Source organism: Streptomyces tremellae (genome assembly GCF_039540215.1).
In the GTDB taxonomy this organism is placed as follows: Bacteria; Actinomycetota; Actinomycetes; order Streptomycetales; family Streptomycetaceae; genus Streptomyces; species Streptomyces tremellae.
Map to the genome: position 1 here is coordinate 1 of NZ_BAABEP010000018.1, position 15,925 is coordinate 15,925.

13 protein-coding genes and 1 pseudogene are annotated in these 15,925 nt (G+C 72.2%); 9 read left to right on the forward strand and 5 right to left on the reverse strand.

Translation table 11 applies throughout. The features are described 5' to 3' along the window. Positions 1-1,021: acyltransferase family protein (locus ABEA77_RS15060; RefSeq protein WP_345646713.1), on the forward strand; the 1,021-nt coding region annotated here is incomplete at its 5' end. Positions 1,022-1,193: 172 nt separating this feature from the next. Here ABEA77_RS15060 and ABEA77_RS15065 read toward each other — a convergent pair. Further along, positions 1,194-1,646, reverse strand: coding sequence for an Lrp/AsnC family transcriptional regulator (locus ABEA77_RS15065; RefSeq protein WP_345646718.1), 453 nt, complete (start codon positions 1,644-1,646; stop codon positions 1,194-1,196). Between the two features lie 123 nt (positions 1,647-1,769). On the opposite strand from ABEA77_RS15065, the gene ABEA77_RS15070 reads away from it, so the two are divergent. From ABEA77_RS15070 to ABEA77_RS15080, 3 genes are all read left to right on the forward strand, one after another. Then, positions 1,770-2,387, forward strand: coding sequence for a LysE family translocator (locus tag ABEA77_RS15070; RefSeq protein WP_345646721.1), 618 nt, complete (start codon positions 1,770-1,772; stop codon positions 2,385-2,387). Positions 2,388-3,053: 666 nt separating this feature from the next. Further along, complete coding sequence (locus ABEA77_RS15075) at positions 3,054-3,266, forward strand: type II toxin-antitoxin system CcdA family antitoxin (RefSeq protein WP_345646724.1); 213 nt, start codon at positions 3,054-3,056, stop codon at positions 3,264-3,266. Then, entirely contained in the window at positions 3,263-3,583 is a 321-nt protein-coding gene (locus tag ABEA77_RS15080) for a type II toxin-antitoxin system PemK/MazF family toxin (protein ID WP_345646727.1), read from the forward strand. Before ABEA77_RS15075 ends, ABEA77_RS15080 begins: the two co-directional genes overlap by 4 nt. A 1,967-nt stretch (positions 3,584-5,550) precedes the next feature. On the opposite strand, the gene ABEA77_RS15085 is transcribed toward ABEA77_RS15080, so the two are convergent. Beyond that, positions 5,551-6,441, reverse strand: a complete 891-nt coding sequence (locus ABEA77_RS15085) for an amidohydrolase family protein (RefSeq protein WP_345646981.1) — start codon at positions 6,439-6,441, stop codon at positions 5,551-5,553. Between the two features lie 180 nt (positions 6,442-6,621). Here ABEA77_RS15085 and ABEA77_RS15090 point away from each other — a divergent pair, with 180 nt between their 5' ends. Beyond that, positions 6,622-7,239, forward strand: coding sequence for a TetR/AcrR family transcriptional regulator (locus ABEA77_RS15090; protein WP_345646729.1), 618 nt, complete (start codon positions 6,622-6,624; stop codon positions 7,237-7,239). Positions 7,240-7,377: 138 nt separating this feature from the next. Here the strand turns inward: ABEA77_RS15090 and ABEA77_RS15095 are convergent. Then, positions 7,378-8,037 (reverse strand): annotated as a pseudogene (locus ABEA77_RS15095) (MmyB family transcriptional regulator); the annotation flags it as partial. Positions 8,038-8,441: 404 nt separating this feature from the next. Between ABEA77_RS15095 and ABEA77_RS15100 the strand changes: the two are divergent. Further along, positions 8,442-9,281 (forward strand): SAM-dependent methyltransferase, encoded by an 840-nt coding sequence (locus ABEA77_RS15100; protein WP_345646732.1) that lies wholly within the window; start codon positions 8,442-8,444, stop codon positions 9,279-9,281. Between the two features lie 598 nt (positions 9,282-9,879). Here ABEA77_RS15100 and ABEA77_RS15105 read toward each other — a convergent pair. Together ABEA77_RS15105 and ABEA77_RS15110 are read right to left on the reverse strand one after the other, a co-directional pair. Continuing rightward, on the reverse strand, positions 9,880-10,410 hold the full coding sequence (locus ABEA77_RS15105) for a DUF4241 domain-containing protein (RefSeq protein WP_345646735.1): 531 nt from the start codon (positions 10,408-10,410) through the stop codon (positions 9,880-9,882). Between the two features lie 384 nt (positions 10,411-10,794). Beyond that, a complete protein-coding gene (locus ABEA77_RS15110) occupies positions 10,795-11,445 on the reverse strand; it encodes a TetR/AcrR family transcriptional regulator C-terminal domain-containing protein (RefSeq protein WP_345646737.1) in 651 nt (216 codons plus the stop codon). A gap of 59 nt (positions 11,446-11,504) precedes the next feature. On the opposite strand from ABEA77_RS15110, the gene ABEA77_RS15115 reads away from it, so the two are divergent. From ABEA77_RS15115 to ABEA77_RS15125, 3 genes are all read left to right on the forward strand, one after another. Further along, positions 11,505-12,977 carry an FAD-dependent monooxygenase gene (locus ABEA77_RS15115; RefSeq protein ID WP_345646740.1) on the forward strand — a complete coding sequence of 491 codons (1,473 nt, stop codon included), beginning with the start codon at positions 11,505-11,507 and terminating at the stop codon, positions 12,975-12,977. Between the two features lie 307 nt (positions 12,978-13,284). After that, a complete protein-coding gene (locus ABEA77_RS15120; RefSeq protein ID WP_345646983.1) occupies positions 13,285-14,508 on the forward strand; it encodes an amidohydrolase in 1,224 nt (407 codons plus the stop codon). Between the two features lie 138 nt (positions 14,509-14,646). Beyond that, complete coding sequence (locus tag ABEA77_RS15125; RefSeq protein WP_345646743.1) at positions 14,647-15,711, forward strand: BMP family lipoprotein; 1,065 nt, start codon at positions 14,647-14,649, stop codon at positions 15,709-15,711. Positions 15,712-15,925 lie beyond the last annotated feature (214 nt).

Consider the following 15,925-nt stretch of genomic DNA (forward strand, 5'->3'; position numbering starts at 1 on the left):
CTATGGGGGCCGCGAGGGCGACGTGAGCACCGCATGGGGCAGCTCGCCCGCCACCCAGTTCCCCTCGCTGCACCAGTGGTTCGCGTACGGGCCGCTCGGGGTGCAGATCTTCTTCGTCATCAGCGGGTTCGTGATCTGCATGAGCGGCTGGGGCCGCTCGCTCGCGGCGTTCTTCGCCTCCAGGGCCGCCCGGCTGATGCCCGCGTACTGGTGCGCGGTCGTCCTGATCACCGTCGTCTTCGCGCTGCCGGGCGTCGTGTACGAGACGGTCTCCGCGAGCGACGCGCTGCTCAACATGACCCTGCTCCAGATGCCCGCGGGCGGAGCGCGGGTCATCGGCGTCGACTGGACGCTGTGGGCGGAGATACGGTTCTACGCCCTGTTCGCGCTGTGCGTGGTGCTGCCCGGTGTGACCAGGCGCCGCGTCGTGCTGTTCGGCGCGCTGTGGACCCTGGGCGCGGTTCTCGCGGACGCCGCGAACTCCGCGCTGCTCGAACAGGTCCTGATGCCGGAGTACGCGCCGTTCTTCGTGGGCGGCATGGGCCTGTACCTGGTGCACAGGGACCACCGCGACCCCCTCGGCTGGGGCCTCGCGGGCGCCGGATTCCTGCTCGGTCAGCACTACGCGGTCGCCGGCCTCTGGCACCCGACCAGCCACTTCGGCTACCGGCACACCACTGTCGTCATCGCGATCGTCGCGCTCGGCTTCGCCGCGGTCGCGGCCGTCGCCCTCGACCGGCTGCGCTGGGCGCACTGGGGGTGGCTCACCACGGCAGGCGCCCTCACCTACCCCTTCTACCTGGTCCACGAGCACCTCGGCTGGGTGGTGATAGGGGGCCTGCACCGCACCCTCGACCTGCCCGCCGCGGCCACGCTCCCGCTGACCGTGCTCGCCATGCTGCTGCTCGCCTGGCTGCTCCACCGGCTCGTGGAACGCCCCCTGACCCCCTGGCTGCGCACCCTGCTCGCCCGCGGCGGCGGCGGACCCGCGGGTCCGCCGCGCGGCGCGCACACCGGGTGAGCGGCGACGGCGCCGCGCCGGCCTGCGCGAGACGTACGGCCGCGGGCCACCGCGCCCCCCCGTGCCCCGGCCGGCGGCTGACCCGCCTGGCGCGCGCCCCGGCCGGCGGCTGACCTGTCGGGGCTGCAGAGAGGCCGCGGCGCACCTTTCGGGGGCTGCAGAGAGGCCGCGGTTACTCCGGCAGCGGCCGGTCGTGCACGACGTTCTTCATGACCAGCGTCGAGACCAGCCGCTGTACGCCCGGCAGCTTGGCGAGCCGCTCGTCGTAGAGGCGCTGGAAGGCAGGCAGGTCGGCGGTGGCGACGCGCAGCAGGTAGTCGGGCTCGCCGAACAGCCGCTGGGCCTGCAGGACATGGGGCACGGCCGCCACCGCCTCCTCGAAGGCCGCGACGGTGTCGCGGTCCGCCGAGCGCATCGTCACGAAGACCAGCGCCTCGAAGTCGAGGCCCACGGCACCCGGGTCCACCACGGCGCGGTAGCCGCTGATCACGCCCGCGCGCTCCAGGTCGCGCAGACGCCGGTGGCACGGCGAGACGCTCAGCCCCACCCGGCCGGCCAGCTCCGTCACCGTCAGCCGGCCGTCCACCTGCAGCTCGGTCAGAATCTTCCGGTCCAGGGCGTCCATGGAGAAGATTCTCCCCCAGTTCCCGCGGTCGCGGCGAAAAGACACAAACACTTTCGGGCCTTCTCCGCCTAACGTTCCCTCCCGTAGTGAGACACGCCCTTACGCACGAGGGAACGACGCCCCATGAACACCACCACGCTCGCGGCCTTCCTCGCGGTGGACCTGCTGCTCGTCCTCACCCCCGGCGCGGACTGGGCCTACGCCATCGCGGCCGGGCTGCGCGACCGGTCGATCGTGCCCGCGGTCGCCGGGCTGATCGCCGGGTACGCGGGCTACACGCTGCTCGCCGTGGGCGGCCTCGTGCTGATCGTGGCCCGTTCGCCCGGCGTGCTCACCGCGCTGACCGCGACGGGCGCCGCCTACCTGATGTGGCTCGGCCTGGGCGTCCTGCGCCGCCCCACGGTCCCGGCCGCAGGCACCCCGGCACCGGCCGCCCCGCCGGGCCGCACCCTGCTGAGGGGCGCCGGGGTCAGCGGCCTCAACCCCAAGGCGCTGCTGTTCTACTTCGCGCTGTTCCCGCAGTTCGTCGATCCCGCGCACGGCTGGCCCGTCGCCGCCCAGACCGCCCTGTTCTGCGTGGTCCACCTGGTGTCCTGCACCCTGGTCTACCTGGCCGTGGGCGCCCTGGCCCGCACCGTACTGCGCACGCGCCCCACCGTGGCCCGCACGGTCACCCGCGCCTCGGGCGCCGCGATGATCGCCATCGGCGCCCTCCTCCTCCTGGACCGCCTGCCCCACTGACCGCGCGGCCCCTGCCGGCACCCCCGCGTGCGGGCGGGCTGCCGGTCGCCTCTCGGCAACCAGTAGCCTGTGGGGGCTACTTGACGCTCGGCATGAGGAGAGGGTCATGTCGGGCACGGCGGACTGGATGCGGGCAGGCGGGGCGCGGGAGCGGATCGACCTGAAGACTCATCAGCCGCATCCCGTGCGGGTCTACGACTTCCCGCTGGGGGGACACGACCAACTACGCGCCCGGCCGGCAGATGGCAGCCGAGGCGTTCGAAACGCTGCCGACGGCCGAGCGGAACGCCCGCGGTCCGCGTGCCCCGTAACGCCGGGCCGTCCCTGAACGTCACGCCCCTGGAACGGCAGAATGCCGCCGCCCTGTGCCGCTGCGCTCCGTGGCAGATCGGGCCATGCGCAGGCTGCGGCACACCAATACACGGCTACGGCTACGGCTCCGGCTCCTGGCACGCTTGCCGTCGGTGCCGCGACCGCGCCCCGGTCTGAGGGGCGCAGCAGCAGTATCTGCGGACCGAACAAGGACCAACGGCGACCGACGGAGCGCAGCCTGGCCTTGTCGGGCAGTAGCGCCTGGAGGAACCGCGTGACCCGGCTCAGGGCGTCTTGCACGCGTTCGCACCCACCATCCACGCCGGGTTGTCACACGAATGTATGCTGCTGTGTATGACTTCACGTGCGCGTACCACGGTCACGCTGCCGGCCGACCTCCTGGCGCATGCGCGCGCCGCTTCCGGGGGCAACCTGTCGGCCTACGTCGAGCACGCCCTGCGGGCGCAGCAGCTCCGTGACGCGGCCCCCGCCGTGCGGGCCTGGCGCGAGCAGGCCGCGCGCGACACGGAGGAACTCGCCGATCTCTTCGGCGAGGACGTCGCGTGACCGCTCTCGCCCGGGGGCAGGTCTGGCGGGTTCAGCTGGCGACCAAGAGCCGGGCGGTCGTCATCGTCGAGTCGGACGCCGCACTGGACGCCCTGCCCGGCACCGCCGTGTGCATGATGGTCGATGAGACCCGGGGAGCCCCGGACACCGTGGTCACCATCCCCGTGACCGACCCGGTGCGCGGTGCCGCTGTCGCTGTCGACCTGACGGCCCTCACCGACAAGCGCCTCGCGGCCGGGGAACTCCTCGGCACACTCGACACCGAGGCCATGGACCGGATCTCCGCAGCCCTGCGCGTCACCCTCGACCTCACCTGAGCAGGGCCGGGGACCGACGCGGTGGCTTCCGCTCCGTTTCCAGTCCCCGACTCTGCTCAGCCGCTGGGCAGAACGGCGTGAAGAGCAGACCGGAGAGGGAAGCGACGGAGCGGGTAGACCCGTGGAACGACCCCAACCACCGTTGGAACAAGGTCGCTTCGGAACCGGAGCCGCCTTGCGGCGTGTGGTGAACGAGGCTCGCCCGCCCCGGAGGAACAGGGTGAGTTCTGGATCTCTTCGCAACGCAAGACCCCGAAGGCGTTGCAATGGCGAGGAAACGTAGAAGAGGGGGGCGGATTCCAGCACCCGTCGCAGACAATTTGCCCGCCAGCGCCTGCTCACCCCCGCTCCCCCCAACCCTCCCCTGTCTCTCCCGACCGCATCCCGGCAGGACCGCAGGACACCCCAGCCAGACAGAGCCACGCCACACACCCCGCGGCCCTGCCGAACCGGCCAGGACTATCCTCGATCCTGTGCCCGGACGCAGACGAACCGGCTGACCCGCCTGACAAAGTACGGGCAAAGCCGCCTCTAAATGCCTGATCAGGAAGCGTCCTCCCCGCAGGCGCGGGGGTGTTCCGCCCGCGAACTGCATGCGCACCTGCGAGCCGAGGTCCTCCCCGCAGGCGCGGGGGTGTTCCGGTGCGGTAGACGGCGCGCTCCTGCCCCAGGGTGTCCTCCCCGCAGGCGCGGGGGTGTTCCGTCGGACTCGGGACCGGCGGAGTGGAAGCCGGAGCCCTCCCCGCAGGCGCGGGGGTGTTCCCGTACGCGCGGCGGGTGCTGAAGCTGGTCGGCGCGGTGTGACTGTCTCCGAGCGGCACGACCGCTGCGGCGTCGGCTCTCCGGAGCGGCAGTACTTCGGGCTGGAGGGGCTGGCACCCGCCGAGGTGCGGTGCCGCCTGGTCGGGCTGGTCGCCGCGGGCCGGGGCGTCGGGCCCGGTCTGACCGGCTCGGGACGGTTGAAGCCTGCGGCGTGTGCCCGGGGCGGGGCCGCCCACCGACGGGCGGCCCCGCCCCGGGCACTGCGACGGTGAGCATCGCTGTCGCCGAGCTTTTCGCTTGGAGGGGGCCGAACTCGGACGGTGTGGGGGGAGCTGCGCCCGGCCCGGTCTGTGACGTGTCCGGTACACCTCAGAGCACTGGACTCGACAAGAGCGGAGGGCCATCCTCCGTTTTTGCGGTGATCCTGTCGTTTCGGGCTCGTCGCCAGGCGGCTGCTGTGCGGACCGCCGCCACGGGAAAAGGGCGCCGGGACCGGGCAGGGGGCGCCGCCGTGGCTACCACGTCTGCCGGAGGGTCCCCCTCGCTCCGTATTCGAGCACGGTCTCCACCCCGGTCGCCGCGGCCGGGCCGAGTTCGCGGGCGACCAGCCACAGCCACAGCCACAGCCCCAGCCCCAGGTCCAGCCCCGAGGTGATGCCTCCCGGTGATGCCTTTCTCCGTCACCCTCGCGGGTGGCGGTCGCGTAGGACGAGGCGTGCTGTGCAAGCGGATGCCGAGAGCAGGGCGGCGCTCCGGGCGGCCGTGCTTGCTCCGAGGACCGCGCCCACGATCGCTGCCGCCGCGTACAGCGCCGTCAGAAGCGAGCTGGCAGCTTGGGAGTGGCGCCTGCGGCGAGCGGTCGTGCGGTTCGGGTCCCTCGGGTCCATAGCGGTCTCCTGCCGTGGGTTTGCAGCGACGAGGCGCGGCGGCAAAGTTTCTGCGGTGGAGCGGGAGCGTGTCGCGCAGGCGAGGGGCTGTGGTTCGACGGGGGAGGCGCCTCACGTGCACAGGAGCGGCCCGCGGCCGCAGAAGCCGACGGTGCATTGCGGAGGTCGGCCGTCCAGCCGGGTGGTGGCAAGCGCGCTTGCTCTCGCCGGGGATGCGCCGGCCCCCTCCGCTCCCGCCGGGCGGTGAGTCCCACCTCGGGGATCAGGTCGACACGGCGAGAGCGGAGGCGACGGGGCCGTTGTCCACCAGGTGTGAGATCAGTGCTCGTGGGCGTGGAGACGTTCCGCGAGGCGCGGGAGGATGCGCAGTGCGTTGCCGCTCGCGACGCGCCGTGCCGCGTCGGTGCCGAGCAGACGCGTGAGATCGTGTTCGCCGGTCCGCGCGTGGTCGAACAGCTTGTCGGCGTAGATCCAGTCGGTGCCGAAAAGCATCCGGTCCGTGCCGACGGCGTCGGCCATCGTGTTGATCTGCACCGGGGAGTCGGCCACCGCCACGTCGTAGTAGACCGAACTCAGGTATGCAGACATCGGACGGCGGACGAGTTCGCGGTAGTGCTCGACGACCCGGGGGGCGGCGGCCATGCGGTGGCCGAGGTAGGGGACGGCCCCGCCGCCGTGCGAGAGGATCCAGTTGATGTGGGGGTAACGGTCCAGCACGCCGTTGAAGACCAGAGTCATGAAGACCCGTGTGGTGTCGAATACGTACTTCCCGATCCAGTGCTGCCAGGGCAGGTCCGGAGTCTGCTTCGGCTCCACCGGGTGGAGGAGGACGGTGGCGCCCCGCTTGTCGAGGGCGTCATACACAGGTTCCCACTTCGCATCCCCCACGTAGGTCCCGTCCACCTGCGACACCACATACACCCCGTCCAGGCCGAGGTCGTCGTAGATGTGGTCTATCTCCGCCAGTGTTGCGTCCACGTCCGGCAGCGGCACCGCCCCGAACACACCGAACCGATTCGGATGCCTTTGCATGATATCGGCGCCGATGTCGTTGACGTTCCTCGCCAGCTCGGTGGCTTCTTGCTGGTCTCCGAAGTAGACCCCGGTCTCGGCCAGGCAGGACAGCACCCCGACATCGATCGCCCAGTCGTCCATGAAGCGAAGGTGGGCTTCGGGGTCCACGGGTCGAGGTCGACACCGCCGGTCCAGTTGATGTCGTGACGGATCAGGGTCTCGATGTAGGGCTCCGGCAGGAAATGCGTGTGCACATCGATCTTGGGCATGAGCACCTCTCTTTTTGGGTCAAGCTATCCAGAAAGCTAGCACTCCAGTTTCTGGGTAGGCAACACCAGAAATCCCGTAGGCTGCATCCAGGGAGGTGGTGCCGACATGGCGTCGGAAGGGTGGACAGCGAAAGGGGCGGCCACACGGGCCCGTATCATCGACGCAGCCGCGAAGCTGATCTACGAGCGTGGCCTCGGATCGTGCGGCATCAACGACGTGCGGGCAGCCAGCTCCACGAGCCATGGCCAGATCGCCCACTACTTTCCCGGCGGGCGGGCCGAACTGCTCAGAGCCGTTGTGGAACGACAGGCGCGACAGGCCATGGAGGACCAGGGGCCCGAGCTCGACGCGCTGGACTCCTGGGAGTCGTGGGAACGGTGGCGCACCCATCTGCTCGCGGTGCACTCGGCCCGCGGCGGTGTCGGCGGATGTCCCCTGGGCTCACTGGTGGCACAGATGACGGAAAGCGATCCGGTCGCCGCCCAGCTGATCGCCGCCGGATTCAACGCCTGGAGCGGCGCGTTGGAGCGTGGAATCGACACCATGCGCCACAAGGGAGACCTGGCGCCGGACACGGACGCGCCGCTGCTCGCGACAGCCGTCCTGTCCATCGTGCAAGGGGGCCTCGTGCTCATGCAGGCATCCCGTTCCGTCGAGCCGCTGGCACAGTCCCTGGACACCGCGCTGCGCACGCTGCGCAACCACGCGTTCACCCCTGAATGAGCTTGCCGTACCGCACCTGGCTTGGGCGACCAGAACGGACGGCAGCCGTACACCATTTCGGGAGGCGCGCCGCCGCACACGCAAATCGAACCGTCCAGCAGATGCGACAGCGGCCGGCGCCATCCCTGTGGAAAGCCGTCAGCCCCGAGGTGTCCCCGGCGCTGGGTGGGCGTTGTTGGGTCGCTCGCGGACCGGAGCGTTCGCTGTGGGATGCCCGTCATCGCTGTCCGCGCCCAGGCCCGCCAGCCGGCGCGGCCCGTCCTCGGCGGGGCTGCCGGGGGCCGCGGACTGCGGCAGCGGCTCCGTGCTGGATTCGTCCGGTGGTGCGACGTTCTCCCGGTGCACTTCCAGCACCCCGACCAGCGGATGCCGATACGCCTTGCGTCCATGCGTGCGGGCGCGCGCGTCCGCGCGGGCCCAGAGGTGGCGGAAGCGCTCGCCGCCCATCGCCAACTCGCCGGTGAGCGAAGCCGGGCGAGGGTCCTCGGGGGCATTTGCCGGCGCCCAGGCGCCGGTGCCCGACCACGTTGAGGGCGCATGTCTCCCAGTCCGCGTAAAAAGACCCGCTCGGCCTCCTCGCGGAAGATGTGCCGGGCGGTGTTCAGGCCTGGCATCGGCCGTCCGTAGAGGAGCCCGGCGAGACGGTTCCCGGCGAGCGCGGCCAGGCGGTGATCCATGATCAGCGCGGGTGCGTCGGCGACCAGATCGAGGACGCGCGGGAGCTCCGGCCGGTCCGCCCGCCCGGCGGCGGCGCTGCCGGGCGAGCCGGTCAGGGTGCCCGCGTTCGGTCTCGTCGAGGGCGGCGCACGCACCATGCCTGCGCCGGGGAGCCGTTGGCCCCGCACCTTGCACGATGTCGAGAACGGGCGCCAAACACTCAAGACCACCCCGAAAAACACCAGGAGATGGTCAAACGGACATGGCAAGTAGTTGCATTCTCAAAAAACGGCGTCAAATCGGGTTCTGACCTGGCGTTACATCGGCGGTGACGAACCGCGCCTTGCACCTGAAATCGCGTAAGTGGGCAGGACCATGCGGGAGTTGACGCTTTCTGTAGGTGTAGAGGGAGCCGAATGCCCGCCGCGGTGTGATCCGCCGAGGGCGGGGCGGCTCCTGCACCGCCGGGCGGCAGACGTCGGCGGGGGTCTATCGTGCGGTTCCTGACGGCGACTTGGGAGGGCGCGATGACGAGTACGGGCTGGATGAGCGGATCAGACGGCGGCCGGGAGGCCGTGGACCTGCACACCGACCGCCCGCACGCGGCGCGGGTCTACGACTTCCTGCTGGGGGGCAAGACCCATTACCCGGCAGACCGGGAGGCGGGGGAGCGGACGCTCGCGAACGTCCCGACGGCGGCGGTCACCGCCCGGGAGGGGCGCGCGTTCATGCACCGCAGCGTCCGCCATCTGGCGGCCGAGGCGGGGGTGCGGCAGTTCCTCGACATCGGTACGGGCATCCCGACCTCGCCCAACCTCCACGAGATCGCCCAGGGCATCGCCCCCGAGAGCCGCGTCGTCTACACGGACAACGACGCGATCGTGCTCGCCCACTCACGCGCGCTGCACACCGGGACGCCCGAGGGGCGCACCGCGTACATACAGGCCGACGCGACGGACCCGGAGGGCATCCTCGGCCACCCGCTGCTGCGGGAGACACTCGACCTCTCGCGGCCCACCGCGCTGATCCTCAGCCTGCTGCTGCACTGGCTGCCCGACGACGCGGATGCCTACGCGATCGTCCGCACGCTCGTGGGCGCGCTCGCGCCCGGGAGCTATCTGATGATCGCCCACGTGGCCAACGACATCTTCCCGACCGAGCAGGTCGGCGCGGTCGCCAGGGACTTCAAGAGCAGCGGGGGCCAGATGAACCCCCGCAACCGGGCAGAGGTCGCCCGGTTCTTCGAGGGGATGACGCTCGTCGAGCCCGGCATCGTCGTGCCGCAGCGCTGGCGCCCCGACACCCCGCCCGTCGAGGTGGGCGCGCCCGGCGCGGGCCCCGGTGACGGCGACGTCCCCGTCTGGGCGGGCCTCGCCAGGATCTGACGGCCCGGCCCCGCGGCGAGACCACTGGGTGGACACGCGAAAGCCGCGTCCACCTTCCCCGGTGTCTCACTTCCCAGGGGCGTGGCGACCGCCGCCGCCGGTCCGAGGCTCCGTTCGTGACCGGCAGCGGCCGGTTCGCCAGGAACCCGCAGGGCCGGTACCCCGTCGACCGGGCCCGACGCGTCTGCTGCCTGCGGGTCCCGGCTCCGCTCCATTCCCCTGGTGTGACCTCGGATCGACCCGCCGCCCCTGCCGGGAGTTTGTCGCAGGGCGCGGTGAAGCGTGCGATCGTTCCGGTCTCCTGAGCGGTCCGCATCGCGCCGGACGAAGTCCGACTCCGGATACCGCACCACCACGTGCGGCCTCATCCGCCGCAGCCTCGCCGGATCCCGCCCGGTCCCGACCGACCGGCCCTCGGCCGTCCGCGTGCCCGCGGCCGGCGTTCGCCTCCGCAAGCGCCCTCTTGGGCGTCAGCGGGCGGTCCGTCGTCGGCCGGGCGATCGAGTTGCCCTGCTCCTCCGTCGCCGTGCGCTCGCCGGAGGCTCGCCGCGGTCCGAGTCCCGGGCCGTACGGCCCCGCGCCGATGGTCGGCCGCTCCTCACTCTTCCCCCTCGGTGGAATGGAGACGGAAGTCGACGACGACGCAGCCGACCTGTCCGTCATCGGTGCGGCCGATCCAGACGGGGTGGGCCCCGTCGCCCTTGCCGGCGCGGAAGGCGATGAGGTTCGGCTCGGGCTCCCTGCCGGGCCATTCGACGGCGAAACGGCTGTTGAGGGGTATGAACAGGTCCTCGTCCAGCTGGTCTTCGGCCACCGTCCGAGTCGCGTCCATGAAGGCCACAGTGCCGGTATCCACGCCAACCCCGTAGAACTGGCCCTCACCGAGCGGCCCCAGGTCCTCGTCGGGCTGGACGGCCATGTCCCACTCGCGGGGCGGGGCGTCCAGGAACGTCACCCTGGCCGCGGCGACATCGGCCTCGCCCGTCGTGCGCACAAGCGACAGCGTGACCGGGAACTCGCCCGGTGGCACGGCGACGGTCAGCGGGGTCTCTCCGGTCAGGCCAGGGTCCGAGACCGCCAGCCGCCCCGACGTGATCCGCAGCGGGTCGGCGTCAACGGGCTCGACCACGGCCGGTCCATCCGGAGTGTCGCACGGGCCAGGACTGAGCAGTTGCTCGATCCCGGTGGCGCGCAGCGGTCCCGATCCCTCGTCCACCGGCACGTCGCTCAGGACGACGGTCGCGGCGGGCTCGTGGCCCTGCTGGGCGAGGAACGGCGCGACACCTGCCAGTCGCCGAACTCCGGTACGGGGCAGGGGAAGCTTTCGACGGGCTCCCGGAACCGCCGCACGGGGACGCTCGACGGGCCGGATGCCCACGCGTGTCGCGCGGGGGCGCGGGCGGCGTCGAGGTCGGCGCCCGGCGCCGTCCGCCGGTACGCGGCCCCGCAGCGGAGCCTTCGTCCGGAACGGGCCGGGGCGGCAGGGCACCCGGCGCGGGCACGCGCCCTGCCGCTACCCGTCCCGTGGCAGCAGGGTCGCCGCGATACCCGCCACCACCGCGGCGAGGCCGGTCTCGAAGCCCTCGTCCTGGGCGGCGAAGAGTTCGTAGCCCGCCTGCGCGGCCAGCGGGTAGTCGGTGAGGCGCTCGGCGCGGGCCGCCAGGTCGATCGCCTCGCGGTCGGGCGCGGCCGCCACCGACTGCTCCTCGATCACGTAGCCGATCGTGTAGTGGTACGCCGTCGCCCAGGCGCGGGCGGCGCGCGGCGGCGTGAAGCCCGCGGCGACGAGCATCGAGAGTGCCGCGTCCATGCCGCCCGCGTACGCGGTGTCGGTGAAGCGGCTGCCGCTGTAGACCTTCGCGCCGTCGCGGTAGCGCAGCAGGTGCGCGCGCAGGCCGCGCATCATCAGCGTGACGCGCTCCCGCCAGTCGCCCCCGGCCGGGGGGAACTCCCCGTCCGGCGTGTCGAACATGCGGCGCATCATCTCGGTCGCCATCTCGTCGAGCAGCGCCTGCTTGTCCTTGAAGTGCCAGTACAGCGCGGGCGCCTTGACGCCGAGCTCCGCCGCGATGGCCCGCAGGGTCAGCCCTTCGAGACCCACGTCGTTGAGCAGGCCGAGGGCGGTGCGGGCGACCAGCGCGCGGTCGAGTCGGGGAGCAGCCACGCCCCCAATCTATCCGGAGCGCTTGACAGCTTAACAACGTTAAGTGCATGCTCGCGGACATGGAACTTAACGACGTTAAGGAGGGTTCCGCGGTGCAGGAGAGTCCCATGGTCGACGTCCTGGTGGTCGGCGCGGGCCCGACCGGCCTCACCCTCGGCTGCGACCTGCTGCGCCGCGGCGTCTCCGTACGGGTCGTGGAGCGCACGGACGGCCTCTTCCCCGGCTCCCGGGGCAAGGGCATGCAGCCGCGCACCCTCGAAGTCCTCGACGACCTCGGCGTCGTCGCGCGGATGTTCGCCGCGGGCGGCCCCGCGCCGGTGAACATGGTCTGGGCCGGCGGCGAGCGGCAGGGCGAGTACCGCATGTTCGACGAGGTCGAGCCCACCGAGGACGCCCCGTACGCGATCCCGTGGATCGTCCCGCAGTACCGCACCACGCGGATCCTGCACGACCGGTTCACCGCGCTCGGCGGCCGCGTCGACTTCGGTGCCGCGCTCACCGGCCTCGACCAGGGCGCGGACACCGTCACCTGCACCCTCGCCACCGGCGAGAGGATCACCGCCGCGTACGCGGTCGCCGCAGACGGCGGCCGCAGCACCGTGCGGGCCCTGCTCGGCGTCGCACTGCGCGGCGAGAGCGTGGACCCCGCGCCGATGGTCGTCGCCGATGTGCGGGTGCCCTCCCTCGACCGCCGCAACTGGCACGTCTTCCGCGAGGAGGACGGCAGGTACGCCGCGCTCTGCCCGCTCCCGCACACCGACGACTTCCAGCTCGCCGCCGCGTACGAGCCCGGCACGGTGCCCGACACCTCGCCCGAGGGGGTGCGCGCCCTGATCGCCGAGCGCACCCACCTGGACGCCGACGACGTCACCGACGTGCTCTGGGCCTCCGACTTCCGGGTGCGCGCCGCGCTCGCCGACCGCTTCCGCGCGGGCCGCGTCTTCCTCGCGGGCGACGCCGCCCACGTGCACTCGCCCGCGGGCGGCCAGGGCCTCAACACCAGCATCCAGGACGCCTACAACCTCGGCTGGAAGCTCGGCCAGGTCCTGCGCCACGGCGCGCCCGACGCGCTGCTCGACACGTACGAGCAGGAGCGCAGGCCGCTCGCCGCCGAGATGCTCGGCCTGTCCACCCGTATCCACCGCGGCGAGCAGCGGCGCGGCGCCGCCACCCGCCAGCTCGGCCTGCACTACCGCGGCGGGCCCCTCGCCTCGGGAGCCGCGGGCGCGCTGGTCGCGGGCGACCGTGCTCCGGACGGTCTGCTGGCCGACGGCACCACCCTCTTCGACGCCCTGCGCGGGCCCCACTTCACCCTGCTGCGCATGGCCACGGACGCGCCGCTGCCCGAGGAGCTGCCGGCCGCGGTGCGCGTCGTCGACCACCCGGCGCCGTACGCGCCCTACGGCACGGGCCTCTTCCTCGTCAGGCCGGACGGCTACGTCGGCTGGGCGGGCGAGCACGCGGAGGGCCTGCTTGCCTGGCTCGCCCGGGTCGGCGTGACCGACCGGCCGACAGGCCTCCAGGCGGCGTGAACCTGCGGGCGCCAGGGGCGTACGGCTCCGATGCGGACGGTCGGCGCGCACTCCGGCGCGGACCTCGTCGCCCGTTACGGCTCCGGCGCGGACGCCCCGGCCCGCACGGGGCCGCCCCGGGCGTCGCCCGCACGGACGCCCCGGCCCGCACGCGGGCGCGCACGGCGGCGAACCGGTCGCTCTACCCATCCCGGGCCCGGACCATGCGCCCCGGCACGCCCCCGGTTCGCTCCTGTGGCTGAAATTTTGCCCAAGCGGGCATGGTGGATCGTGTGGGGGCCCTACCCTTCAACAGGTGAGCCAGACGATGTCGCACGAGCCCGACGCCGAACTCCCCGGCGAAGTCGCACTTCCGGGCGGGCTGCCGGAGGCGCTGCGCGCGGAGCTGATCGCCTTCCGCCGGGACATGCACATGCACCCGGAGCTCGGGCACCAGGAGGTGCGGGCGACCGCCGCGATCAGACGGCGTCTTGAAGCCGCCGGTCTGCGCCCCCGCGTCCTCTCCATGGGGACGGGTCTCCTGTGCGACATCGGCACCCCCGACCCCGCCCGCCCCATGCTCGCCCTGCGCGCCGACATCGACGCGCTGCCGATCCCCGACACCAAGACCGGGGTCCCGTACCGCTCGACCGTGCCCGACCGGGCGCACGCCTGCGGGCACGACGTGCACACCACCGCTGTGCTCGGGGCCGGCCTCGTCCTCGCCGACCTGGACCGCGAGGGCCTGCTGCCGGGCGCGGTGCGGCTGATCTTCCAGCCCGCCGAGGAGGTGCTGCCGGGCGGTGCCCCCGAGGCGATCGAGTCCGGTGTGCTCGACGGCGTCGGCCGGATCCTCGCCGTCCACTGCGACCCGAAGGTCGACGCGGGCCGCATCGGGCTGCGGGTCGGTCCGATCACCTCCGCCTGCGACCGGCTGGAGATCGCGCTCGACGGCCCCGGCGGCCACACCGCGCGCCCGCACCTGACCACCGACCTGGTCACCGCGGTCGCCAAGGTCGCCGCCGAGGTGCCCGCGCTGCTCGCCCGCCGTGTCGACGCGCGCGCCGGACTCGCCGTGACCTGGGGCCGCATCGCCTCGGGCCACGCGGCCAACGTCATCCCGCAGCACGCCGAGCTCTCCGGCACGGTCCGCTGCCTCGACCTCGCCGCCTGGCACGACGCGCCCGACCTGGTGCACGCGGCGGTCGACGAGGTCGCCGCGCTGCACCACGCGAAGACCGAGGTCACCTACGTGCGCGGCGTCCCGCCCGTGGTCAACGACGCAGCGGCGGTGGAGCTGCTGCGCGCCGCGCACAGCGCGCGCCGTGGCGCCGACGCCGTGGAGGACACCGAGCAGAGCCTCGGCGGCGAGGACTTCTCCTGGTACCTGGAGCAGGTGCCGGGCGCCATGGCCCGCCTCGGGGTGCGCCCGCCCGGCGACGGGGCGCGCTACGACCTGCACCGCGGCGACTTCGACGTGGACGAGCGGGCCATCGAGGTCGGCGTGGAACTCTTCACCGCCGCCGCGTTGATCGACGGCAACCGGCTGTGACCGGGCCCGACACCTGGCGTTCGCGACGATCCGATAACGGCTTCCACAGGGGGCTTTATCTGACATCTACGCGCGTTACGATCGCCGCGAAACCAGCGCCGGAAGAGGCGCTTCGGTCAGTTTGAAGGGACCACCCTCTTGCGCCGGGTAACCAAAGTCGCCGCGTCGGGGATAGCCTCCGCCGCGCTCGCGCTGTCTCTCGCCGCTTGCGGCAGCACCTCGGAACAGAAGGCCCAGGCGGACTCCTCGTCGTCCGGCACGGGCGCGGCCGGCGGCGTCAAGGTCGGCGTGGCGTACGACGTCGGCGGCCGCGGCGACCACTCCTTCAACGACTCCGCGGCGCGCGGCATCGACAAGGCGAAGAAGGAGTTCGGCGGCTCCGTCAAGGAACTGACCGCGAAGACGACGGACACCGAGGCGGACCGCCTCGACCGCCTCTCGCAGCTCGCCGAGGCCGGCTACAACCCGGTCGTCGGCATCGGCTACGCCTACGCCAACTCGATGAAGCAGGCGGCGCAGAAGTACCCGGACACCACCTTCGGCATCGTGGACTCCTCCGTCGACGCGAAGAACGTCGACAGCATCGTCTTCACCGAGGAGCAGAGCTCCTACCTCGGCGGTGTCGCCGCGGCGCTCAAGACCAAGACGGACCAGGTCGGCTTCATCGGCGGTGTGGACGTCCCGCTGATCAAGAAGTTCCAGGCCGGCTACGAGCAGGGCGTCCACGACACCAACCCGAAGATCAAGGTGGACGTGCAGTACCTCTCGCACGGCTCCGACACCTCCGGGTTCGCCAGCCCCGACAAGGGCCAGGCGGCGGCGCAGGGCATGCTCGACAAGGGCGCGGACGTCATCTTCGCTGCGGCCGGCTCCTCCGGCTCCGGCTCGATCGAGGCCGTCCACGGCAAGAAGGGCGCCTGGGCGATCGGTGTCGACTCCGACCAGTACCAGCAGGCGTCGCTCGCGCAGTACAAGACGTCGATCCTGACCTCGGTCGTGAAGAACGTCGATGTCGGTGTCTACGACCTGGTGAAGTCGATCCACGACAAGAAGCCGCTGACCGGCACCAACACGTACTCGCTCGCCGAGAACGGCGTCTCGCTGACCGCCAGCGGCGGCTACCTCAAGGACATCCAAGCGAAGATCGACGCCGCCAAGCAGAAGATCGTCGACGGCAAGGTCAAGGTCAAGACCACCCCGTGACCCGTTGAACCCGGCGCGCGGCCCCGCCTCTGGGACGGCCCGCGCCACCGCGGGCCCGGAGAGGGCGTCCCGTACCCCCTCACCGGGCCCGCGCCATGCCCGCCGGATCTCCGCCGGGCCGCGGCCACAGCCATGACGAAGTGTCAACTCTACGCGCGTAGTGGGGAGTTGGCGCCCTATGGGCACCCCCGGCCGTAGGCTGAGGGCGTCACCG